The sequence below is a fragment of the Caulobacter flavus genome, assembly GCF_003722335.1.
GTDB lineage: Bacteria > Pseudomonadota > Alphaproteobacteria > Caulobacterales > Caulobacteraceae > Caulobacter > Caulobacter flavus.
This window is the reverse complement of record NZ_CP026100.1, coordinates 949,842-972,364: the sequence shown is the minus strand read 5'-3', so window position 1 is coordinate 972,364 and position 22,523 is coordinate 949,842. Positions and strand designations below refer to the sequence as shown.

Sequence of the window (22,523 nt, the reverse complement as noted above, 5' to 3'; positions counted from 1 at the left end):
GGGCTGAACAATGGTCCCCAGATCCTACGCGCCAAGAGAATCCCGTCGATGACGACCGCAACACCCTCGATCACCAGCCGCAACGCCGTCGTCTTCCTGGCGGTGGTGGCGGCCGGCGCTGCTCTCTACTTCATGCGCGGCATCCTCACGCCGCTGGTCCTGGCCATCTTCCTGGCGGTGATGATCGACAGCTTCGCCCGCGTGCTGACGGTGCGGGTGCCCAAGTTCCCCGAGAAGCTGGCCCTGCCGACGGCCATCGTGCTGTCGCTGCTGCTGTTCGGCGGCTCGGTGTGGATCGTGGTCGAGAACGGCGCCGGCTTCGTGGGCCAGGCCAAGGCCTACGCCCCGCGCCTCAACGAGGTGATCGCCAAGATCGCCGGCCTGGTGGGCGTGCGCGTCGCCCCCACGCTGGACGACCTGATCGCCCAGCTCAATCCGCAGCAATATGTCGGGGCGATCGCCGGCAGCCTGCAGAACTTCGCCTCCAACGCCGTGCTGGTGCTGATCTATCTGGGCTTCATCATCGCCTCGCGCCGGGGCTTCTCGCGCAAGATCGTCGCCCTGTTCCCGCACCACGCCGAGCGCGACCAGTCCGTGGCCCTGTTCCAGCGCATCCGCAACGGCGTGGAGCAGTACCTCTGGATCCAGACCGTCACCGGCCTGATGATCGCCGTGGCCGCCTGGGCGGTGATGGCCCTGGTCGGGCTCGACAACGCCTTCTTCTGGGCCTTCCTGATCTTCATCGCCGCCTACATCCCGATCATCGGCGGCGCCATCGGCTGCATCCTGCCGCCGCTGTTTGCTTTGGTGCAGTTCCCCCACAGCCTGCTGCCGGCGCTGATCCTGGCCGGCTCGCTGCAGGTGATCTTCTTCGTCGTGGGCAACGTCGTCCTGCCGCGCATGCAGGGCGACAGCCTCAACATGGACCCCACCGTCGTGCTGCTGTCGCTGGCCGTCTGGGGCGCCCTGTGGGGCGGCATCGGCATGTTCCTGTCCACGCCTTTGACCGTGGCCCTGATGCTGATCCTGGCCCAGTTCGACGGCACCCGCTGGATCGCCATCCTGCTGTCCGAGGACGGCGATCCGACCAGCGAGCGGGCCACCGCGCACGGCCCGGCGGGGGTCGCCAAACAGGGGTCCGCGAGAAAAAAGCCAAGTTCGAAAAAAGGGGCTTAAATTTCTTGGGAGCGCTCCTATCTAGGTCTGGTACCGGGAGCCCCCCAATCCCGGTCCCGCGCGACGCCGGCCTGCTTTACCTGGCGCGTCGAACGCGGAAACAGCCCGCCGCTCCCCCCAAGGCGGGCCTGCGCCGCCGGTCTCCCCCCACCGGCGGCGCTTCCGTGTCCGGAGCAGCGTTTCCGAACAATCCACGGCCAGGGCGCCCGGATAGAAATGTGGGTGGCGCTTCCTTCGGAATTCAGCAGTTTAGGCAAAATATTGTTCGGTTCTCGGGCGTGTCGGTTGAACGCGCACGGGAAAGGGCTAGGTTGTCGCCAAAAATTCGCGAGGAAATCCCATGGTCGGCGATAGTGACCGCAAGGCGAACCAACAGACGTCCAGCGCCCTGAGCGCGGCTCTGGAAAAGGCTCTCGGCGGTGCTCTCACCCCTGCACAGGCCCAGTTCGCGGCGCTGGCCGCCGAAGACTGGTCGGCCGAGGAACTGCCCGGCGTCGAAGCCGGCGACGTGGCCGCCGAACTGGCGGCCCTCTACCGTTTCGCCGAGGCGTCGGCCGACGAGGCCCTGGCCCTGCGCGTCCGCGCCGCCAAGGGCGGCGACGTCCTCGAGATCGTCCAGCCCGACCGTCCCTTCCTCGTCGATTCGATCATGGGCACCATCGCCGAGACCGGCTTCTCGGTCCGCGCCATGTTCCACCCGATGGTCGAGCTGCTCGGCCAGCGCCGCTCTCTGATCCAGGTGTGGCTGGAGCCCGTCGGCCAGGACCGTGAAGCCGCCCTGCTGGCCGCCGTCCGCGACGCCCTGGCCGACGCCCATCGCGCCGTCGACGACTTCGACGCCATGCGCGCCCTGATGCGCCGCACGATCGACGAGCTGCGCGGCGCCCAGGTCGACATCCCGGCCGACGAGCGCGCCGAGGGTCTGGACTTCCTCGACTGGCTGGAAGGCGACCACTTCGTGTTCCTCGGCGCGCGGGTCTACGAATACCCCCGCACCGCCGACGGCGGCTACGCGGCCGAGGAGCCGCTGTATCAGCCCGAGGGCAGCCTGGGCGTGCTGCGCGACCAGACCCGCACCGTCCTGCGCCGCGAAAGCGAGCCGGCGATCCTGTCGCCCCAGGTGCGCGACCACCTGCTGCTGGGCGCCCCGCTGGTGGTGGCGAAATCGAACCTGCGCTCGCGCGTCCACCGCCGCGGCTACATGGATTACGTCGGCGTGCGCCGCTACGGCGCCGACGGCAAGCCCTCGGGCGAGGTCCGCTTCGTGGGCCTGTTCACCGCCGAGGCCTACGAGACTCCCGCCCACGAGGTGCCGCTGATCCGCCGCAAGGTCGAGCATGTGCTCGGGCAGGCCGGCAAGGATCCCGACAGCCACAATGGCAAGAGGTTGCGCAACATCCTCGAGACCTGGCCGCGCGACGAGCTGTTCCAGATCGAGGAGGGCGACCTGCTCTCCATGGCGCTGGGCGTGCTGCACCTTTACGACCGTCCGCGCGTGCGCCTGTTCACCCGCCGCGACCCGTTCGACCGCTTCATCTCGGCCCTGCTGTTCGTCCCGCGCGAGCGCTACGACTCGGGCGTCCGCCAGCGGGCCGGCGACCTGCTCAGCCAGGCCTTCGACGGCCGCGTCTCGGCCTACTATCCCAGCTTCTCCGACGCCCCGCTGGCGCGCGTGCACTACATCCTCGGCGTCAAGCCGGGCGCCCATCCCGAGCCCGACCTGGCGGCGCTGGAAGCGGCCATCGCCGAGACCACCCGCACCTGGGACGACCGCTTCGAGGGCATCGTGCGCGAGCGCGGCGCCACCCGCCCGGTGGTCGACACCCTCTCGCGCTGGGCCGGCGCCTTCCCGCCCGGCTATCGCGACCAGTACGACGCCGCCGAGGCCCTCGCCGACATCGCCGTCGTCGACGACCTGAAGTCCGGCGAGGCCGTGCGCGTGCGGGCCTTCCGTCGCGACGGCGACGACGCCATGACCTTCCGCTTCAAGCTGTATCGTCCGGGCGCGGCCGCGCCGCTGGCCGACGTGCTGCCGATCCTCGAGCACATGGGCCTGAAGGCCCTGATCGAGGACGGCTTCAAGCTGAAGCCGACCATCGACGGCCTCAAGGCCCCGACCTGGGTCCACGAGTTCGTGCTGCGCGACGAGGAAGGCGAGCACCTGTCGTTCGCCGACGTGAAGAGCGCCTTCGAGGCCGCCTTCGTCGCCATCTGGACGGGCAAGGCCGAAAGCGACGGCTTCAACCGCCTGGTGCTGGAGCTCGGCGTCGACTGGCGCGAGGCCGCCCTGGTGCGCGCCCTGGCCCGCTATCGCCAGCAGACGGGCCTGGACCCGTCGCAGGCGGTGCAGGAGGCCGCCCTGGCCGACAATCCGGGCGTCGCGCGCCTGATCCTGGATCTCTTCCGGATCAAGTTCGACCCGGCCATCGCCGCCGACCTGGCCGCCCGCAAGGAGCAGGCCGCCGCCGTCGCCGACAAGATCACCGAGGCCCTGCAGGCGGTCGAAAGCCTCGACGCCGACCGCGTCCTGCGCCGCATCGCCGCCCTGGTGGGCGCGATCCAGCGCACCAACTTCTACCAGGCCGGCGAGGACGGCGCGTCCAAGCCGCACATCAGCTTCAAGATCGCCTCGCGCGAACTGGCCGACCTGCCCGCGCCCAAGCCCTATCGCGAGATCTTCGTCTCGGCCCCGCACGTCGAGGGCGTGCACCTGCGCTTTGGTCCCGTCGCTCGCGGCGGCCTGCGCTGGAGCGACCGCCGGGACGACTTCCGCACCGAAGTGCTCGGCCTGGTGAAGGCCCAGCAGGTCAAGAACGCCGTCATCGTGCCGGTCGGTTCGAAGGGCGGCTTCTATCCCAAGCAGCTGCCGCGCGGCGGCGACCGCGACGCCGTGCAGGCCGAGGCCATCCGCGCCTACAAGACCTTCCTGTCGGGCCTGCTGGACATCACCGACAACATCGACGCCGACAACCAGGTGATCGCCCCGTCGGCCGTGATCGCCCACGACGGCGAGGATCCCTATCTGGTCGTCGCCGCCGACAAGGGCACGGCCACTTTCTCCGACATCGCCAACGGTCTGGCCGAGGCTTACGGCTTCTGGCTGGGCGACGCCTTCGCGTCGGGCGGCTCGGTCGGTTACGACCACAAGGTCATGGGCATCACCGCCCGCGGCGCCTGGGAAGCGGTCAAGCGCCACTTCCGCGAGCTGGGCAAGGACATCCAGGCCGAGCCCTTTACCGTGGTCGGCGTGGGCGACATGTCGGGCGACGTGTTCGGCAACGGCATGCTGCTGTCCAAGCAGACCAAGCTCCTGGCCGCCTTCGACCACCGTCACATCTTCCTCGATCCCGATCCGGATCCGGCCGTCTCGTGGGCCGAACGCGACCGCATGTTCAAGCTGCCGCGCTCGTCCTGGGCCGACTATGACGCCAGCAAGCTCTCCAAGGGCGGGGCCATCGTGCCGCGTAACCAGAAGGAGATCCCGCTGTCGCCCGAGGTCCAGGCCATGCTCGACCTCAAGGCCGCCAGCGTCTCGCCGGCCGAGCTGATGACGGCCATCCTCAAGTCGCGCGCCGAACTGCTCTATCTCGGCGGCATCGGCACCTATGTGAAGGCCAAGGGCGAGACCAACGCCGAGGCCGGCGACAAGGCCAACGACGCCATCCGCGTCAACGGCGCCGACCTGCGGGTCAAGGTCGTGGGCGAGGGCGCGAACCTGGGCCTCACCCAGGCCGGCCGCATCGAGTTCGCGCAAAGCGGCGGTCACTCCAACACCGACGCCATCGACAACAGCGCCGGCGTCGACAGCTCCGACCACGAGGTCAACATCAAGATCCTCACGGGCCTGCTGGAGCGCTCGGGCGAGCTGACCCGTCCGGACCGCAACACGCTGCTGGCCTCGATGACCGACGACGTCGCCCATCACGTGCTGGAGCATAACTACGACCAGACCCTGGCGCTGACCCTGCTGGAAAGCGACAGCGCCGAGGAGCTGGAGGCCCACGCCCGCTTCATGAGCGAGCTGGAAGGCCGTGGCCGCCTGGACCGCAAGGTCGAGGGCCTGCCCGAGGCCTCGGCGCTGGCCGACCGCGCCCAGGCCAAGAAGGGCCTGACCCGTCCGGAGCTGGCCGTGCTGCTGGCCTACGGCAAGCTCGACCTGTTCGACGACATCATCGCCTCGCGCGCGCCGGACGATCCCTGGTTCGAGGCGACGCTGCGCGGCTACTTCCCGGGCGCGCTCGGCAAGTACGCCGACGCCATGCAGAAGCACCGCCTCAAGCGCGAGATCATCGCCACGGTGGTCGGCAACCAGATGGTCAACATGTGCGGCCCGACCTTCCCCAGCCGCCTCAAGGCCGCCGCCGGCTGCGACGTCGAGGCGCTGGTGGTCGGCTTCGCCGCCGCCCGCGAGATCCTCGGCGTCGACGCCCTGTGGGACCAGGTCTCGGCGCTGGACAACAAGGCCGAGGCCGACGGCCAGACCGCCCTCTACAAGGCCCTGGCCTACGCCCTGCGCAGCCTGACCTTCTGGCTGGCTCGCCGGGCCTTCCGCGACAAGTCCAGCGTCCAGCAGCTGGTCGAGGCCTACGGTCCGTCGGTGGCGGCCCTCAAGGGCAAGACCCCGGCCATCCTGTCGGCCTTCGAGCAGAAGACCACGGCCAAGCGCGCCAAGGCCTATGTCGCCGACGGCGCCCCGCAGGCCCTGGCCGAAGCGGTCGCGGCCCTGCAGCCGGTGACCACGGCCGCCGACCTCGTCGACCTGGCCAACGCGTCGAGCTGGTCGGTCGAGAACGTCGCCCGCCTCTATCATCAGGTCGGCGCGGCCCTCGGTTTCGACCGCCTGCGCTGGGCGGCCGGCCAGTTCGTCGGCGGCGACAGCTTCGAGCGCCTGGCCGTCCGTCGCCTGATCGAGGACCTTCTGTTCGAGCAGGCGGCCATCACCCAGGCCGTGCTGAAGTTCTCGGCCAACGCCCAGGCCGGCGACGACGAGGGTTCGGCCAAGGCGGCGGTGGCCTCCTGGGCCGCCCTGCGCGCCGACCGCGTCAAGGCCGCCAAGCGCACGGTGGAAGACATCGAGCAGGCCGGCGGCGGCTGGACCTTCGCCAAGCTCACCATCGCCAACGCGGCGCTGCGCGAGCTGTCGGTGCAGGGCTGATCTTCTCCCCCTCCCCCCTTGATGGGGGAGGGGGCCGCCCCATCCGCGACCCTTCCCCATCAAGGGTGAAGGGCGCGGGGGCTACCCGTCGCCCACGACGCAGGCCACCATCCCCGGCGAATCCGGGGACGAGCGCCACATGGCCGCTGACAAAGACCGCATCATCCTGCTCGACGCCCTGCGGGGGCTGGGCGTGCTGGGCATCCTGCTGTGCAACGCGCCCGGCTTCGCCTTTCCCATGGAGCTCAGCGACAGCGTGCGCGCCTGGCCGTTCGGGACGGGCCCCGGGACGATGTCGGTGTGGCTGGTCACCCAGTGGCTGTTCCAGCGCAAGTTCGTGACCCTGTTCTCGATGCTGTTCGGGATCTCGATGTTCCTGGTCGGCGGCGAGAAGGGACCGGGTGCGCGAGGCGGGAGCGGCAAGGGCGGGGTGCTCTATCGCCGGCTGGGCTGGCTGGCCGTGTTCGGCGTCGTCCACGGCTTCGCCATCTGGTGGGGCGACGTGCTGCTGAGCTACGCCCTGGCCGGCTTGGCGGTCGCCCAGGCGCGCTCCTGGTCCGCCCGCAAGCTCCTTGCCTGGGGGATCGGCCTTTGGGTCGCCTTCTCGGCGATCACCTTGCTGGGCCTCTTCGCGCTGCCCGTCCTGCCGCCCGCCGACCAGGCGGCCGAGGTCGCGCGGGAAGCGGCCAAGGGCGCGGCCGACATCGCCGCCTATCGCGGCGGCTTCCTGTCGTCCCTGGCGATCAACGCGCGCGACCGGCTGGAGAACCTGCCCTACGAGCCGATCATCTTCATGTTCACCGCCGGCCTGATGATGATCGGCCTGGGCGCCTACAAGAAGGGCGTGTTCACCGGCGCGGCCTCGGGGCGGACCTACGGCGTGCTGATCGCCATCGGCCTTGGCGCCCTGGCCCTGGTCGGCTGGCCCTACTTCGCCTTCGTCGCCGGGGGGCGGCAGGAGCACGACCTGCGCCTGGCCGAGGGCCTGCAGATGGTCACCGCGCCCCTGACCACCCTGGCCTATGTCGGGCTGATGGCCCTGGCCGCGCGCTCGGCCGGGTTCTGGCGGAGGCTTCCCGCCGTCCTGGCGCCGGTCGGCCAGATGGCCTTCACCAACTACATCGCCCAGTCGCTGGTGATGACGGCGATCTTCTACGGCGGGCGCGGCCTTGGCCTCTTCGCCCGCCTCGACCGGCCGGCGCTGGCCGTGATCGTGGTCGTGCTGTGGATCGCCCAGGCGCTGTGGTCGCGCTGGTGGATCGAGCGCTTCTCGATGGGGCCGCTGGAGTGGGTCTGGCGCCGGCTCTATCGCGGTCCCTCGCCGTTGCGGCGGTAGCGGGATGCTCCCCGAATAACCGCGTGCGTCATAAGGTTGTCGCCGGCCGCCGCTAACGCCGCCTCATGACGTCGCGGGCGTCCTGTCGGGGAGTGCGTACATGAAGATCGATCGCCGCGGGCTTCTCGCCCTGCTCGGTTCCGGCGCGGCCACGCCGGTCGCCGCCGCCGCGCCCAGGACCTTCGACGGCGAGGTCCGCTTCGCCCACGGCCTGGCCTCGGGCGACCCGCTGGCCGACCGGGTGATCCTGTGGACCCGCGTCACCGCCGAGGGCGCCGCGGCGCCCGTCGCCGTCCGCTGGGAGGTCGCGAGCGATCCCGACTTCAAGGCCATAGTCGCCCAGGGCCAGGCCCTGACCGACGCCGCCCGCGACTGGACGGTCAAGGTCGACGCGACCGGCTTGAAGCCGGGCACGGACTATCACTTCCGCTTCCGCCCGCTGAAGGCCGGCAAGCCGGCGGGCGAGGGGATCACCGGGCGCACCCGCACCCTGCCGCAGGGTTCGGTCAAGGACGTGGTCCTGGCCGTGGCCTCGTGCTCGCTCTATCCGAACGGCTACTTCACCGCCTACGACGCCATCGCCAAGCTGCCGCGCGTCGACGCGGTGCTGCACCTGGGCGACTACATCTACGAGTACGGCGGCGGCCCCAAGGACTACGGCATGAGCTCGCCGGTCGCCGTCCAGCGCCGGCCCGACCCGCCGCACGAGATCGTCAGCCTGTCGGACTACCGCCGCCGCCATGCGCTCTACAAGACCGACCCGATGCTGCAGGCGGCCCACGCCCGCGCGCCGTGGATCGTCGTCTGGGACGACCACGAGACCGCCAACGACAGCTGGGTCGGCGGGGCCGAGAACCACGATCCCGACCCTCTTGGTCAGAATGGGGGCGAGGGCGACTGGGCCGCGCGCAAGGCCGCCGCGCTCAAGGCCTACTACGAGTGGATGCCGATCCGCGAACCCTCGGCCGGGACGCTGCCGGAGGCCGCCTGGCGCCGCTTCCAGTTCGGCGACGTCGCCACCCTGCTGATGGTCGAGACCCGGCTGACGGCCCGCACCCAGCAGCTGGACTACGCCAAGGACCTGGCCTTCTCGGCCGACGGCAAGCCGCAGGTCGAGGCCTTCGTCGCCAAGTGGCAGGATCCCTCGCGCCGGATGATGGGCGAGGGCCAGGAGCAATGGCTGGCCCGGGAGGTCGACGCCTCGGTCAAGGCCGGCACGGCCTGGCAGGTGCTGGGCAACCAGGTGGTCATGGCGCGTGTCGCCGCGCCAAACCTCAAGGCCACGATGGGCGCCGAGAAGTTCGGCGCCCTGGTCGCGGCCCTGCCTGACTACGCCAAGGGCCGGGTCGAGAAGGGCATCGCGATGTCGGCCTACGACATCCCGTCCAACCTCGACGCCTGGGACGGCTATCCGGCCGACCGCCAGCGGGTCTACGACATCTTCAAGGCCAGCAAGGCCGCGCCGATCGTCCTGGCCGGCGACAGCCACATGTTCTGGGCCAACGAGCTGTGGGACGACGCCGGCTCGACCCGTGTCGCCGCCGAGTTCGGCGCCACCTCGATCACCTCGCCCGGCTATGGCGACCTGATGCCCGGCGCCCCGATCGGCGAGGCCTTCGTGCAGCGCAATCGCGAGGTTAAGTACGCCCATCCCAGCGCCAAGGGCTTCGTCCTGCTGACCCTGGAGAAGGGCCGCGCCACCGGCGAGCTGGTGGCGGTGTCGACCATCCTGTCGACCGACTACACGACCAGCGTGCTGAAGACCTTCGTGGTGACGCCGGCCGAGGGCGGCGGGGTGAAGGCGCTGGCGGAGGGCTGAGGCTCGGTGCGCCCTTCGAGGCCCGCTGTGTGGGCGCCTCAGGATAAGGATGTCATTGCAATGAGTTCCTCATCCTGAGGTGCGAGCCGTCGGCGAGCCTCGAAGGACGCACGGACCGCTACCGCCGCTCCAGCGCCAGCCTCAGCCCGAAGGCGATGAACACGCCGCCGCTGATCCGGTCGAGCCACCTCACCACGGCCGCCTCGCGCAGCAGGCCGGCCAGGGGCGCGGTGGCGGCGATCAGCAGGCCGGCCCAGGCCAGGCCCAGCAGCACGTGGATCCCCGCCAGCATGGTCCCGAACACGCCGGGGCTGGCGCCGGCCGGCACGAACTGCGGCAGGAACGAGATGTAGAACACCCCGACCTTGGGATTGAGCAGGTTGGTGAACAGTCCGCGCCGGAACGAGTCCGCCATTCCGCCGCCGGTCGGCGACACCGCGCCCGGCTCGAAACGGTCGCGGGGATTCCACAGCATCTTGACGCCCATCCAGACCAGATAGGCCGCGCCGGCCCACTTCAGCGCGGTGTAGGCCAGTTCCGAGGCCGTCAGCAGCGCGCCGGCCCCGAAGGCCGCGGCCATGCCCCAGACCAGGCAGCCCGCGCCGATGCCCATGGCCGCGGCGGCCGCGCGGCGCGGGCCCTCGGTGGCGGCGCTGCGCAGGACGAGCGCGGTGTCCAGGCCCGGCGTGATGGTCAGCAGGGAGGCGGCCAGGGTGAAGGCGAGCAGGGCCTCAGGCGTGGTCATGGGCGTGCTCTTCCTCCCGCTCGACCAGCTGGCCGTTCTCCCAGACGCGATAGAAGCACGAGCGGAAGCCCACGTGGCAGGCCCCGCCGTCGCCTTGCGGTCGCACCTTGAGGACCACGGCGTCCTGGTCGCAGTCGATGCGCACCTGCGTGACGATCTGCAGTTGGCCGCTGGTCTCGCCCTTCTTCCAGAGTCCGTTGCGCGAGCGGCTGAAATAGTGGGCCACGCCGGTGTCGAGCGTCAGCTTCAGGGCCTCGTCGTTCATCCAGGCCAGCATCAGGATCTCGCCGGTGTCGGCATGCTGCGCCACCGCCGCCACCAGGCCGTTGGCGTCGAAGCGCGGGGCCAGAGCGACGCCGCGCTCCAGGGCCTGCTTGTCGGGGGCGGCGGGGAAGATCTGGCTGGTCATCAAAGACATATGGCGCATCACCCCCGCTTTGGGCTAGCCTCCGCGCACCGGCGGGGGACGGGAACGACAGGGACGATGGACCTCAAGTCCAGGATCAAGGATGGCGTGGCGGCGCTGGACCGCAGGGCGCGTCCATGGGCGGAGCGCTCGAAGGCCCACGGCTGGGCCTACGAGTTCCTGCTGTTCGGCCTCAAGCAGGCCTGGGCGTGCCTGTTCGGCGCCCTGATGCTGGTGCTGCTGGTGGGCACCTACCTGTTCTGGCCGCACGACGCGCTGCTGGCCCGCTACGACTTTCTGGTCATCGCCTCGGTCGCCATCCAGGCGCTGCTGATCCTGCTCAAGCTGGAGCGCTGGGACGAGGCGGCGGTGATCGCCATCTTCCACCTGGTCGGCACGGCCATGGAGATCTTCAAGACCGCCCACGGCTCGTGGATCTATCCCGAGGCCAGCGTGCTGCGGATCGGCGACGTGCCGCTGTTCACCGGCTTCATGTACGCCTGCGTCGGCAGCTACATCGCCCGCATCTGGCGGCTCTTCGACATCACCTTCATCCGCTATCCGCCGTTCTGGAGCGCCCATGTCCTGGCGGTGCTGATCTATCTGAATTTTTTCACTCACCACTACGTCACCGACATGCGGCTGGGGCTGTTCGCCCTGTCGGCGCTGCTGTTCGGGCGCACCTGGTTCGTGTTCACGCCCGACCGCGTCGCGCGCCGCATGCCGATGCTGCTGGGCCTGATGCTGGTGGCGCTGTTCATCTGGCTGGCCGAGAACCTGGGCACCGCCGCCGGGGCCTGGATCTATCCCAGCCAGCGCGAGGGCTGGCACATGGTGCCGATCGAGAAGCTGGGCGCCTGGTACCTTCTGATGACCATCAGCTTCGTGCTGGTCAGCCTGGTCCACCGCCCGCTCGACGCCTGCGTCGAGCGCCTGCGCGAAGGCATCCGCGGGGCGGTGTGAAAACCCTCTCCCTGAAGGGAGAGGTGTCGGCGAAGCCGACGGAGAGGGAAGGGCCGTCCAGCTTTTCGAAAGCTGAAAACGGCCCCCTCCGGGCCACCTCCCCCAGAGGGGGAGTATCGTCTCTTACTTCCGAACCAGGTCCATGAAGCGCTGCTGCAGGACCTTGTCGGTCTTGAACAGGCCGCGGAACTGGGTGGTGATGGTCGAGACGTCGTGGTGGTGCACGCCGCGGGTCGACATGCACTGGTGCTCGGCGTCGATCAGCACGGCGACGCCGGCGGCCGAGAGGTGATCCTCGATGGCGTCGGCGATCTGCATGGTCATGGTCTCCTGGGTCTGGAGACGCTTGGCGAAGATTTCGGTCAGACGGGCCAGCTTGGAAAGGCCGACGACCTTGCCCGTCGGCATGTACGCGATCCAGGCCTTGCCCAGGAACGGCGCCATGTGGTGCTCGCAGTGGCTCTGCACGTCGATGCCGCGCAGCATGACCATGTCGTCGTAGCCCTGCACGTCCTCGAAGGTGCGCGAAAGTTCCTTGGCCGGGTCGCCCTGATAGCCGGCGAACCACTCGCCATAGGCGTCGACCACCCGCTGGGGCGTGTCGAGCAGGCCTTCGCGATCGGGGTTGTCGCCCGCCCAGGCCAGCAGCGTGCGCACGGCGGCCATGGCTTCGTCGCGGGTGGGGCGCTGGGCGGGTTCAAGATCAAGACCGGCGTTGTCGTCAGAGCCGATCAGGGTTCGCTCGCGGGTCAGTGCGTCCATGTTTTCGCGGGGGTTCTTTCCACGGGCTGAGTTGCGCCAGAGCGCCTGTCGCCCTGGAATTACGCGTGCCACCCGTTAAAGGGCGCGCCTTTCACGTCGCAAAGACGTGGTTCGAAGGCGCGCTCCCCGCTATATGGGTCCGGTTTTTCGTTCCGACAACACCCTTCCGCTGCGTCAAGGCGACCGAGTTTTCATGACCATCAGGCTCTACGACACCATGGCGCGCGAGAAGCGCGACTTCGTTCCCGCCGATCGCGACCGGGTGACGATGTATGTCTGTGGACCGACGGTCTACGGCTACGCCCATATCGGCAACTTCCGTCCGGTGGTGGCCTTCGACGTGCTGTTCCGCCTGCTGCGCCACGAATTCGGCGACGAGGCGGTGGTCTATGCGCGCAACGTCACCGACGTCGACGACAAGATCAACAAGAAGGCCGCCGACGAGGGCGTCGAGATCAAGGTCATCACCGACCGCTATCTCGAGGCCTATCACCAGGACGCCGACGCTCTGGGCGCGCTGCGCCCGACGCTGGAGCCTAAGGCCACCGACCACATCGGCGCCATCGTCGAGATGATCGGCAAGCTGGTCGCCAACGGCAGCGCCTACGCCGCCGAAGGCCACGTGCTGTTCGACACCCAGAGCTTCCCCGACTATGGCCAGCTGTCCGGCCGGCCGCTGGACGAGATGATCGCCGGCGCCCGCGTCGAGGTCGCGCCCTACAAGCGCCACCCGGCCGACTTCGTGCTGTGGAAGCCCAGCAAGGAGAACGAGCCCGAGTGGGAAAGCCCCTGGGGCGCGGGCCGTCCGGGCTGGCACATCGAATGCTCGGCGATGATCGAGAAGCAGCTGGGCGAGACCATCGACATCCACGCCGGCGGCATCGACCTGCAGTTCCCCCACCACGAGAACGAGGTCGCCCAGAGCCGCTGCGCCCACGGCGCGCCGGTGCTGGCCCGCTACTGGATGCACAACGGCTTCCTCGACATGGCCGGCGAGAAGATGTCCAAGAGCCTGGGCAACGTCATCATCCCGCACGAGCTGGTGAAGAGCGTGCCGGGCGAGGTGGTGCGCTGGGCCCTGCTGAGCGCCCACTACCGCCAGCCGCTGGACTGGACGCCCGAGTTGCTCGAGCAGAGCCGCAAGTCGCTGGATCGCCTCTACGGCGCCCTGCGCCGCGCCAAGGACGTCGCGCCCGACCAGGCTGTCGAGGCCCCGCAGGAGGTGATGGACGCCCTGTGCGACGACCTCAACACGCCGGCCGCCGTCGCCCGTCTGTTCGAGGTCTCCAGCGCCATCGAGAAGGCCGTCACCGCCGGCGACCTGACCGAGGTCGCGATCCACAAGTCGCGCCTGCTCGAGGCCGGCGCCCTGATGGGCTTCCTGCAGGCCGATCCCGACGGCTGGTTCGAAGGCGACGCCTCCGACGAGCTGCGGGCCCAGGTCGAAGACCTGCTGGCCCGCCGCGTCGCCGCCCGCGCCGCCAAGGACTGGACCGCCGCCGACGCCATCCGCGGCGAGCTCGACGCCCTGGGCGTCGTGGTCATGGACAGCCCGACCGGCGCGACCTGGCGGATGAAGGACTGATCTTAAAAAGGCTCCCTTTCGAAGAGGGAGCCTTTCTAAATTCCGTAAAATCCCCGCGAAAGCGGGGACCCAGGTGTTTTATCGTCGAGCGCCGTGGGTTTCAGAAAAAGCCTAGGTCCCCGCTTTCGCGGGGATTTTACGGTTTGGGACTCTCAAAGCCTACCGCGCCGTCGAGCCCCCGTTCTCCGGATCCGGCGGCAGGCCGGTCTTGGGGTCGCGCGGCACGGGCGCGAAGCCCTCGGCGATGAACAGGTCGGTGCGCCGGCTGCGCTTGGCGTCCAGCCGCACGCGAACGATCTCGTCGCCCGAATGCGCCTTGAAGTCCTGCTCGATCTTGGAGCGGTAGACCCCCTCCAGGCTGGCGACCAGCGCGCGGCGGCCATAGGCTTCCGTCAGCGGGGCCTCGGTCTCGGCCTGGTTCTGCGGATGGGCCTCGTGCACCCAGATGCGCAGCGGCGGGGCGCCGAACGTGCCCCAGTAGTCGCGTCCGTAATAGGCCGCCACGTTGAACAGGAAGCGGTCGTCGACGGCCACGGCGGTGACGCCGGCGCCGGTCTGCTCCTCGCGGGCCCGGTCGATGATCGCCTGCACCGTCTGGTCCCAGCCGCGCACCCGCTTGAAGCTGTTGGACAGGCCGATGGCGTCGGCCAGGCGCGGGTTGGTCAGGCAAGCCAGGAACAGGCCGGCGAACACGCCCTGCACGGCCAGGCCCGCGATCAGCCATTTGCGCGCGCCCCAGCGCATCATCCAGCCGGCCGCCAGCACCGAGCCGGCGACATAGGCGGCGGCCGCCCAGTTGGCGTTGGCGCGGCTGACGAAGGCCTGGCCGGCCACGGTCAGCAGCGGCGGCAAGGCGAAGCACAGCAGCAGCACGTCGGCCGGCTGCAGGCGGCGGCGGACCGCCAGCACGATCCCGCCGCCCAGCAGCACGCCGAAGGGCAGGGGGCCGAAAACCCCGAACTGCGAGGCGACGAACTCGACCAGCTCGCGCGGGTTGAACAGCGAGTGGGCGCCCCAGTTGGCGTTGGCGGCGGTGTGCTCGACCGTGGCGAACTTGTGGGCCGCGTTCCAGATCAGGTTCGGCGCGAACACGGCGATCAGCACGCCGAAGAACGCCGCGGCCATCGGCCAGGTCCAGACCTTGCGGGCCTCGCGCGACAGGGCCAGGTGCGCGCCGATGCTCAGGAGCACGTAGACCGCCGCGTACTTCGACAGGAAGGCCAGGCCCAGCGCCGCGCCCAGGCCGGCGGCGACCAGCAGCCGGGGGCGGCCGGCTTGCGCGGCGGGCAGCGAGACATAGGCCCAGATCGTCAGGGCCAGGAAGAACAGCAGCGGCGCGTCGGTGCCGATCACCGCCGACGACAGCGCCACGCCGGGCATCAGGGCGTAGACCGCCGCGGCCGCCAGGCCGGTCCAGCCGCCGTAGAGCCGCCGGGCGATGCGATACAGCACCAGGGCCGTCGCCCCGTGCAGCAGCGGCGCCCCCACGCGCAGCCAGGCCTCGGCGTCGCCGCCGATCTGGGTGGTCAGCCAGATCACCCACGCCACCATCGGCGGCTTGGAATAATAGCCGAAATCCAGCGTCCGCGACCAAAGCCAGTACTGGGCTTCGTCCGGGTACAGTTCGAGGGGCGTCGAAAAAATCGCCAGCACCCGGACGATTGTCAGCAGGCCGACCGCGATGACGGTCAGGCGCCAGGCGCGGGCTTCGGAATCCAAGGCGGGCAAGGGGGTCGCGGTCATGCCCTCTCCTTAGCCAAGTAAGTGGAATCTGACCAATCGTTCCGCAAACTACGGTCGTTGTGGCAGTTTCTGGGCGATCGTGGCGTTTCCGTCACCAAACCTTCGAAATGTTTCGCTAAACCCCCCAAACGATGCGGATTGATGCTCACCTATAGGGCTCGCGTCAAAGAATGAGGGGATCCTTGGACATGAACACGAAAAAAATCGCCTGCCTGGCGTCGACCGCGCTGGTCGGCAGCCTGCTGGCGGCGACCGCCGCGATGGCTCAGTCGACCGGTACGGACGCCGTCGAAGCCGTCGTGGTCACCGCTTCGGGCGGCCCGAAGGCCGTCGCCGGCGTGATCGCCGAAACCGCTCCGAAGTCGAAGGTTTCGATCACCCAGGAAGCCATCGCCACCCAGGCGAGCGGTCAGACCATCTTCCAGTCGCTGAACCAGATTCCGGGCGTCAGCTTCACCAACAACGACCCGTACGGCTCGTCGGGCGGCAACCTGCGCCTGCGCGGCTTCGACGGTAACCGCGTCTCGGTCACCTTCGACGGCATCCCGCTGAACGACACCGGCAACTACGCCGTTTACCCGAACCAGATGCTGGACCCCGAGCTGATCAGCCGCGCCAGCGTCAACCTCGGCACCACCGACGTCGACAGCCCGACCGCTTCGGCCACCGGCGGCACCATCAACTACGTCACCGCCCGTCCGACCAAGGACTTCGGCGGCGTCGCCACCGCCAGCCTGGGCAGCTTCGGCTATCACCGCGGCTTCCTGCAGCTGAACACCGGCGAGTTCGGCCCCTGGGGCACCACGGCCTGGATCTCGGGCTCGTACCAGTCGTACGACAAGTGGAAGGGCAAGGGCGAACTCGAGAAGAAGCAGTTCAACGCTCGCGTCTTCCAGGACCTGGGCAACGGCGACTTCGTCAGCCTGGCCGCGCACTACAACATCAACCGGAACAACAACTATCGTCAGATGACGATGGCTGAGTACCGGGCCTTCGGTCGTCGCCTCGACTTCACCGACACCTGCGTCAACCGCACCCTGAACACCACGACCGGCTCGATCACCGTCGCCCCGCCGACCGTGGCCGGCAACTGCTCGGACTTCTACGGTCGCCAGGTGAACCCGTCGAACACCGGCAACATCCGCGGTTCGGGCAAGTTCCACCTCGCCGACAACCTGATCTGGACCATCGACCCGTCGTTCCAGTACACCCTGGCCGACGGCGGCTCGCAGCTGGGCACCATCAGCGAAACCGACCTGCGCGTGCTCGGCACGTCGAACGTCGGCAAGGACCTGAACGGCAACGGCACGACGACCGACACGGTCGCGTTCTTCACCCCGTCGGTGACCAACACCCGCCGCTACATGGTCACCAGCTCGGTGATCTGGCAGGCCAGCGACACCCAGCGCTTCCGCGTCGCCTACACCGGCGACTACGGCCGCCACCGCCAGACCGGCGAGTACACGTTCCTGAACCCGGACGGCACGACGACCAACGTGTTCGGCGGCAAGGACGGCCACGGCAAGAAGGTGTTCGGTTCGGACGGCAGCTTCCTGCGCGCCCGTGACCGCTACTCGGTCGCCCAGCTGAACCAGATCTCGGCCGACTACTTCGGTCAGTTCCTGGAAAGCAAGCTGACCGTGAACCTCGGTCTGCGCGTGCCGTACTTCGAGCGTCAGCTGAACCAGTTCTGCTACACCTCGAACAGCAACACGACCTCGTCGGGCATCATCGCCGGCTTCAACGCCTTCTGCACCACCCGCGCTCCGGCCCAGACCAACGCCGACGGCTCGGTCCAGTTCGCCAACGGCGCCGGCGTGGTCCAGGCGACCAAGTACATCAAGCCGTTCTCGCTGACGAAGAAGTACGACGACGTCCTGCCGAACGTCGGCGTCACCTACGCCCTGGCCGACAACCACACGGTCTACGCCGCCTACGCCGAAGGCTTCTCGTCGCCGCGTACGGACAACCTGTACACGGTCTCGCTGGTCAACGGTCAGGTCGCCACCGCCGGCGTCGAGCCGGAAACCACCAAGTCGATCGACGTCGGCTACCGCTACACGACCCCGAACTTCGTCTCGTCGGTCGCCCTGTGGAAGACCGACTACTCGAACCGCATCGTCAGCTCCTACGACCAGGACCAGGGCATCAGCATCGACCGCAACGTCGGTGACGTGAAGTCCTACGGCCTGGACGCCCAGGCGTCGTGGCAAGTGGCCGAGTACCTGCGCGTCTCGGGTTCGTTCTCGTACAACCACAGCGAAATCCAGGACGACTTCCGCGTTTCGTCGAGCGTCGTGCTGCCGACCGGCGGCAAGGCCATCGTCGAGACCCCGGAATACACCTGGGGTGGTCGCGTCGACTGGAACATCACCGAAAACCTGAAGTTCGGCGTCCAGGCGAAGTACACCGGCGAGCGTTGGGCCACCGACGTCAACGACGAGAAGACCCCGTCGTACTCGGTCATCGACCTCGACCTGCGCTACGACCTGCCGTTCGCCGAGCGCACCTACGTGCAGGCGAACGTCACCAACCTGTTCGACGAAGTCTACTTCGGCTCGATCAGCTCGCGTAACACCGCCAACGGCGTTGTCACCAGCGGCGGTACGTTCTCGGGTTCGGCCCCGTCGTACCACATCGGCGCTCCGCGCACCTACCAGGTCACCCTGCGCACGCAGTTCTAAGACCGGCGCATCCTCACCGATGCGATGGGAAGGGCGGCTCTTCGGAGCCGCCCTTTTTCTTTTGTCGCACCAATTTGCTAGATAGCGCGCTTGACCCTCGGGCCGTCCGGGGCCATCTGCGCCCCTCGTTTTGACCAGGTTTCGAAAATGACCCTCACCGTTCCCGCCGAGTGGGCTCCGCACCGCGCCATGTGGCTGGGTTTCCCCAGCCATGGCGAGCTCTGGCAGGAAGACCTCGAAGCGGCGCAGCAGGAAGTCGCCGACCTCGCCCGCGCCCTGGCCGGCCCGGGCGGCGAGCGCGTGCGCCTGATGGTCGTCGGCGACGAGGCCGAGGCCGCCGCCCGCGCCCTGCTGGCCGACACCGCCGTCGAGATCGTCCGTGGCCAGTTCGGCGACATCTGGCTGCGCGACACCGGCCCGATCTTCACCGAGACCGCCCAGGGCGCCTCGGCGGCCGGCTTCAGGTTCAACGGCTGGGGCGGCAAGTACGACCTGGAGGGCGACGACATCGTCGCCGAGCAGATCGCCGCCGCCTCGGGCGCGCCGCTGGTGCGCAACGACTTCATCCTCGAGGGCGGCGCGGTCGACCACGACGGCCTGGGCACGGTGCTGACCACCCGCCAGTGCGTGCTGAACGAGAACCGCAACGCGGGCTGGGACGAAGCCTCGGCGACCTCGGCCTTCGCCGCGGCCCTCGGAGCCAGGAAGGTGCTGTGGCTGGGCGATGGCCTGCTCAACGACCACACCGACGGCCACGTCGACAACCTGGCCCGCTTCGTCGCGCCGGGCGTCGTGGCCTGCCCGATGGCCTTCGGCGCCGACGACCCCAACGCCGAGGTCTATGCCGAGACCGCCCGCCTGCTGGGCGCCATGACCGACAGCCGCGGCTCGCCGCTGCAGGTCGTGCGCATTCCCTCGCCGGGCAAGATCCTCGACGAGGACGGCGAGCCGATCCCGGCCTCGCACATGAATTTCCTGATCGCCAACGAGGCGGTGATCGTTCCGATCTATGCCGAGGAGTCGGGCGCCTTCGCCGTCGAGGTGATCAAGGGCCTGTTCCCCGAGCGCCAGGTCATCGGTCTGCCGTCGACCGCGATCCTCACCGGCGGCGGCTCGTTCCACTGCATCAGCCAGCAAGAACCCGGGGAGTAAGTCGACATGACCCGCACGCTCAGCGTCGCCGCCATCCAGACCGCCTACGGCATGGATCTGGCCGCCAACATCAAGAAGACCGAGGGCTTCATCCGCGAGGCCGCGTCAAAGGGCGCCCAGGTCATCCTGCCGTCCGAGCTGTTCCAGGGGCCGTACTTCTGCGTCGCCCAGGAGGAGCGCTGGTTCGCGGAGGCTCACCCGTGGCGCGAGCACCCGGTGGTCAAGGCCATCGCCCCGCTGGCCGGCGAACTGGGCGTCGTCATCCCGATCTCGATCTTCGAGCGCGAGGGCCCGCACTACTTCAACAGCCTGGTGATGGCCGACGCCGACGGCAGCCTGCTGGGCGTCTACCGCAAGAGCCACATCCCCGACGGCCCCGGCTACATGGAGAAGTACTACTTCCGGCCGGGCGACACGGGCTTCAAGGTCTGGGACACGCGCTTCGGCCGCCTGGGCGTCGGCATCTGCTGGGACCAGTGGTACCCCGAGGCGGCCCGCGCCATGGCCCTGATGGGCGCCGAGGCCCTGTTCTACCCCACCGCCATCGGCAGCGAGCCGCATGACGCCAGCCTCGACACGGCCCTGCCCTGGCGCCGGGCCATGCAGGGCCACGCGGTCAGCAACGTCATTCCCGTCATCGGCGCCAACCGCATCGGCTTCGAGCCCTGGGACGGCTATCCCAACGGCGGCCAGACCTTCTATGGCTCGTCGTTCATCGCCGACCATCGCGGCGACCTGGTCTCCGAGCTGGGCCGCGCCGACGAGGGCCTGGTCCAGGCCAGCTTCGACCTCGACTTCCTGACCACCCACCGCGCCGCCTGGGGCTTCTTCCGCGACCGCCGCCCCGAATTCTACGCCAGCCTGGCCGGCCCCCGCCCGGCGGGCTGAGGCCGGCCATCGACGAGAAACGACGAAGGGCGGGGAGACCCCGCCCTTTTTCATGTGTGGCGCCCCGGCGGCTACTCGCCGAAGAAGCCCTCGTCGATGGCCTTGATCTCCACGGTGTCGCGGATGATCACGCCCACGGCGTAGCGCACCATGAGGCCCGCCAATTCGTCGCCGTCGATCAGGACGACATGGGTGGTCGAGCGCTCGGCGTGGTCCTTGGCCTGTTTGGTGAACGACGAGGCGGTGACGAACAGGCCCTTGTTGGCTCGCTTGATATTCAGGGCGCCGATGAAGCTGTTGACGGCGTCGGGGCCTACCGAATTGCCTTCCTTGTAGCGCTTGGCTTGGATGTAGACGCGGTCGAGGCCGAGCGGGTCCTGATGGACCACTCCGTCGACGCCGCCATCACCGGCGCCGCCCAGAGCCTGGCTCATTTCCTCGCGCCCCTGACCATAGCCCATGCGCAACAGCAGAGTGATGATCAGGGCCTCGAAGTCGCCCGGCGTCATCTGCCTCACCCGGTCCAGCAGATCGGCCTTCAGGCTGGCTTCGAGTTCGCGTCGGGCTGTCTCGATCCGCTCTTCGGGCGTGGCGACGGCGGCGGAAGCGATCATGGACGACACGTCGTCGTCACCTGCAGAGCCGGCCTCGTTCGGCAAGCCTCGCCGCCAGGCCAGGAAGGCCGGGTAGCGATCCAGTATGTCGTTGTCGATTGTGGGCAGCCCTTCCGCCAGCAAGGCGCGTCCCGCGTCGGTGACCTGAAAATGTCCTCGCTTGGTGGACTCAAGGAGACCTGCCCGGGTCATGTACTGCTTGGCCCAGTGCAGGCGATTATGGAACGTCCCCTGCCGCCCGCTCGGCAGGCGCTCCGCGAGTTGCTCCTCGGTCAGCCCCAAGTCAGCGGCGATCTGGGGCATCAGCTCCAAGACGCCGACTGGCTTGCGAACGGCGCCCGCGCGCGTCAGCAACGGCAGCATGAGGGATTGGTAATCGGGAACGGCCATTGGACTCACCGGGCGGAACTGGCGGCGATGCGCCAGAAGCGGACTCTTGCCCACCTCCAGAAACGCGACGTTGACTGGATGCGCGTGGTTCATCTGCACAGCGCCAAAGCTGATGAGCTGAAAGCCTTAGAGATCGATCTGCTCGGAGGCGGAGAATATTTGCGGCCGCGCTTGCGTTGGCGGCGAGGCTTCGTCTTTTCTATGGGCGCTCTCTTTTCTGATGGGAGACGCTCATGGCTGCGCCGATCGCGGGGCGGTCGGTGCTGCTCGTCGAGGATGACTTCCTCCAGGCTCACTCGACTGCAAAACTGCTAAACGACGCCGGGGCTGAGGTTCTCGGACCTTTCGCCCAGGTGGGCGAAGCGATGCAAGCTGTCACCCACCGCGTTGTCGATTGCGCCGTTCTCGATATCGATTTAGGACGCGGTCTCGATTTTGAGCCGCTAAGATGGATCCTTGCGCGGGCGATGCCGGTCATCCTTGTCACCGGCTATGGCAAGCAGGTCTTACCGCCGGATCTCACGCACGTTCCGCTGGTCGAAAAGCCTTATCCCGTTCCCGTGCTGATCGAAGAGATCGCCCGGGCCTGCACCGGGTCCACGTAAGCTCGAGCGACCATTCGCGAGCCCGTCTTGTCCAAAGCTGCTGGCTAGTGAGGAAAGGCTGGCGCGGCATAACCACAGATTTCTATCTCGAGGAGGATCAGGCCCTTTCCATCGGTAACGGTCACCTTCCACGGCCGCGTCGCCCAAAAGGTAGAGGCGCCGTCTCTCATCAGTTCCCCGGCGACCTTAATCGCCATTTCACAAGCGGCGATGCAGCTTGGCAACTCGACGCCGTCTTCGTCAGCCAAGCTGTCGGCGGTTTCGGTGTGGAAGAAATAGAGGGCCACGCGGAGCTCCTGCGACAGGCGGGAGCACAATGTCTCTCAGGCGTCGGCGCCCTGGTTTCTGGCCGACGATACTGAGCTAACGAACTCAGAGGGTCGCGGTTCGAGAGAACAACATATTTTTTGCGCCAGGCATGCACCGCATGAATGCGAAGCGCCAACGTCGACCATCGCCTCGCCCACGGCGCCGATGATCGCCAAGTCCGAGGACAACGC

At 68.4% G+C, this 22,523-nt stretch carries 16 protein-coding genes; 10 read left to right on the top strand and 6 right to left on the bottom strand.

Going from position 1 to position 22,523, the window contains the following annotated elements; translation table 11 throughout:
* The first annotated feature begins 48 nt into the window (after positions 1-48).
* The 4 genes from C1707_RS04645 (at position 49) to C1707_RS04630 (ending at position 9,486) form a co-directional block, all read left to right on the top strand.
* On the top strand, positions 49-1,176 hold the full coding sequence (locus tag C1707_RS04645; protein WP_101714171.1) for an AI-2E family transporter: 1,128 nt from the start codon (positions 49-51) through the stop codon (positions 1,174-1,176).
* Positions 1,177-1,516: 340 nt separating this feature from the next.
* Positions 1,517-6,331: an NAD-glutamate dehydrogenase gene (locus C1707_RS04640; RefSeq protein WP_101714170.1), complete on the top strand. Its 4,815-nt coding sequence runs from the start codon at positions 1,517-1,519 to the stop codon at positions 6,329-6,331.
* A 139-nt stretch (positions 6,332-6,470) separates the two neighbouring features.
* Positions 6,471-7,667 (top strand): DUF418 domain-containing protein, encoded by a 1,197-nt coding sequence (locus tag C1707_RS04635; protein WP_101714169.1) that lies wholly within the window; start codon positions 6,471-6,473, stop codon positions 7,665-7,667.
* Between the two features lie 100 nt (positions 7,668-7,767).
* The gene (locus C1707_RS04630; RefSeq protein ID WP_101714168.1) at positions 7,768-9,486 is read left to right on the top strand and encodes an alkaline phosphatase D family protein; all 1,719 of its coding nucleotides are present in this window, start codon (positions 7,768-7,770) and stop codon (positions 9,484-9,486) included.
* A gap of 118 nt (positions 9,487-9,604) precedes the next feature.
* On the opposite strand, the gene C1707_RS04625 is transcribed toward C1707_RS04630, so the two are convergent.
* Positions 9,605-10,231 (bottom strand): LysE family translocator, encoded by a 627-nt coding sequence (locus tag C1707_RS04625; protein WP_101714167.1) that lies wholly within the window; start codon positions 10,229-10,231, stop codon positions 9,605-9,607.
* Positions 10,218-10,640, bottom strand: a complete 423-nt coding sequence (gene hisI / locus C1707_RS04620; RefSeq protein WP_101714166.1) for a phosphoribosyl-AMP cyclohydrolase — start codon at positions 10,638-10,640, stop codon at positions 10,218-10,220. Before hisI ends, C1707_RS04625 begins: the two co-directional genes overlap by 14 nt.
* A gap of 75 nt (positions 10,641-10,715) precedes the next feature.
* Here hisI and C1707_RS04615 point away from each other — a divergent pair, with 75 nt between their 5' ends.
* A complete protein-coding gene (locus C1707_RS04615) occupies positions 10,716-11,600 on the top strand; it encodes a DUF817 domain-containing protein (protein WP_101714165.1) in 885 nt (294 codons plus the stop codon).
* A gap of 123 nt (positions 11,601-11,723) precedes the next feature.
* Here C1707_RS04615 and folE read toward each other — a convergent pair whose 3' ends face one another.
* Positions 11,724-12,362: a GTP cyclohydrolase I FolE gene (gene folE, locus C1707_RS04610; protein WP_101714164.1), complete on the bottom strand. Its 639-nt coding sequence runs from the start codon at positions 12,360-12,362 to the stop codon at positions 11,724-11,726.
* A gap of 193 nt (positions 12,363-12,555) precedes the next feature.
* Here folE and cysS point away from each other — a divergent pair, with 193 nt between their 5' ends.
* On the top strand, positions 12,556-13,947 hold the full coding sequence (gene cysS / locus C1707_RS04605) for a cysteine--tRNA ligase (protein WP_101714184.1): 1,392 nt from the start codon (positions 12,556-12,558) through the stop codon (positions 13,945-13,947).
* Between the two features lie 159 nt (positions 13,948-14,106).
* Here cysS and C1707_RS04600 read toward each other — a convergent pair whose 3' ends face one another.
* Positions 14,107-15,690, bottom strand: coding sequence for an ArnT family glycosyltransferase (locus C1707_RS04600; RefSeq protein ID WP_101714163.1), 1,584 nt, complete (start codon positions 15,688-15,690; stop codon positions 14,107-14,109).
* Between the two features lie 188 nt (positions 15,691-15,878).
* Here C1707_RS04600 and C1707_RS04595 point away from each other — a divergent pair, with 188 nt between their 5' ends.
* The 3 genes from C1707_RS04595 (at position 15,879) to aguB (ending at position 20,414) form a co-directional block, all read left to right on the top strand.
* Positions 15,879-18,374, top strand: a complete 2,496-nt coding sequence (locus C1707_RS04595) for a TonB-dependent receptor (RefSeq protein ID WP_101714162.1) — start codon at positions 15,879-15,881, stop codon at positions 18,372-18,374.
* Between the two features lie 147 nt (positions 18,375-18,521).
* On the top strand, positions 18,522-19,526 hold the full coding sequence (locus tag C1707_RS04590; RefSeq protein ID WP_101714161.1) for an agmatine deiminase family protein: 1,005 nt from the start codon (positions 18,522-18,524) through the stop codon (positions 19,524-19,526).
* A gap of 6 nt (positions 19,527-19,532) precedes the next feature.
* A complete protein-coding gene (gene aguB / locus C1707_RS04585) occupies positions 19,533-20,414 on the top strand; it encodes an N-carbamoylputrescine amidase (protein ID WP_101714160.1) in 882 nt (293 codons plus the stop codon).
* Positions 20,415-20,485: 71 nt separating this feature from the next.
* Here aguB and C1707_RS04580 read toward each other — a convergent pair whose 3' ends face one another.
* Complete coding sequence (locus C1707_RS04580) at positions 20,486-21,511, bottom strand: restriction endonuclease (protein ID WP_205686824.1); 1,026 nt, start codon at positions 21,509-21,511, stop codon at positions 20,486-20,488.
* Between the two features lie 140 nt (positions 21,512-21,651).
* On the opposite strand from C1707_RS04580, the gene C1707_RS04575 reads away from it, so the two are divergent.
* Entirely contained in the window at positions 21,652-22,023 is a 372-nt protein-coding gene (locus tag C1707_RS04575; RefSeq protein ID WP_101714159.1) for a response regulator, read from the top strand.
* A 44-nt stretch (positions 22,024-22,067) separates the two neighbouring features.
* Here C1707_RS04575 and C1707_RS04570 read toward each other — a convergent pair whose 3' ends face one another.
* Complete coding sequence (locus C1707_RS04570) at positions 22,068-22,310, bottom strand: DUF6894 family protein (RefSeq protein ID WP_145998433.1); 243 nt, start codon at positions 22,308-22,310, stop codon at positions 22,068-22,070.
* Positions 22,311-22,523 lie beyond the last annotated feature (213 nt).

Bases quoted from the DNA above. Each gene is read 5' to 3' on its own strand.
- C1707_RS04595 (WP_101714162.1), top strand. From the start codon at position 15,879: ATGAACACGAAAAAAATCGCCTGCCTGGCGTCGACCGCGCTGGTCGGC.
- hisI (WP_101714166.1), bottom strand. From the start codon at position 10,640: ATGACCAGCCAGATCTTCCCCGCCGCCCCCGACAAGCAGGCCCTGGAG.
- C1707_RS04630 (WP_101714168.1), top strand. From the start codon at position 7,768: ATGAAGATCGATCGCCGCGGGCTTCTCGCCCTGCTCGGTTCCGGCGCG.
- C1707_RS04640 (WP_101714170.1), top strand. From the start codon at position 1,517: ATGGTCGGCGATAGTGACCGCAAGGCGAACCAACAGACGTCCAGCGCC.
- C1707_RS04645 (WP_101714171.1), top strand. From the start codon at position 49: ATGACGACCGCAACACCCTCGATCACCAGCCGCAACGCCGTCGTCTTC.
- C1707_RS04590 (WP_101714161.1), top strand. From the start codon at position 18,522: ATGACCCTCACCGTTCCCGCCGAGTGGGCTCCGCACCGCGCCATGTGG.
- aguB (WP_101714160.1), top strand. From the start codon at position 19,533: ATGACCCGCACGCTCAGCGTCGCCGCCATCCAGACCGCCTACGGCATG.
- C1707_RS04600 (WP_101714163.1), bottom strand. From the start codon at position 15,690: ATGACCGCGACCCCCTTGCCCGCCTTGGATTCCGAAGCCCGCGCCTGG.
- C1707_RS04635 (WP_101714169.1), top strand. From the start codon at position 6,471: ATGGCCGCTGACAAAGACCGCATCATCCTGCTCGACGCCCTGCGGGGG.
- cysS (WP_101714184.1), top strand. From the start codon at position 12,556: ATGACCATCAGGCTCTACGACACCATGGCGCGCGAGAAGCGCGACTTC.
- C1707_RS04615 (WP_101714165.1), top strand. From the start codon at position 10,716: ATGGACCTCAAGTCCAGGATCAAGGATGGCGTGGCGGCGCTGGACCGC.
- C1707_RS04575 (WP_101714159.1), top strand. From the start codon at position 21,652: ATGGCTGCGCCGATCGCGGGGCGGTCGGTGCTGCTCGTCGAGGATGAC.
- folE (WP_101714164.1), bottom strand. From the start codon at position 12,362: ATGGACGCACTGACCCGCGAGCGAACCCTGATCGGCTCTGACGACAAC.
- C1707_RS04580 (WP_205686824.1), bottom strand. From the start codon at position 21,511: ATGAACCACGCGCATCCAGTCAACGTCGCGTTTCTGGAGGTGGGCAAG.
- C1707_RS04625 (WP_101714167.1), bottom strand. From the start codon at position 10,231: ATGACCACGCCTGAGGCCCTGCTCGCCTTCACCCTGGCCGCCTCCCTG.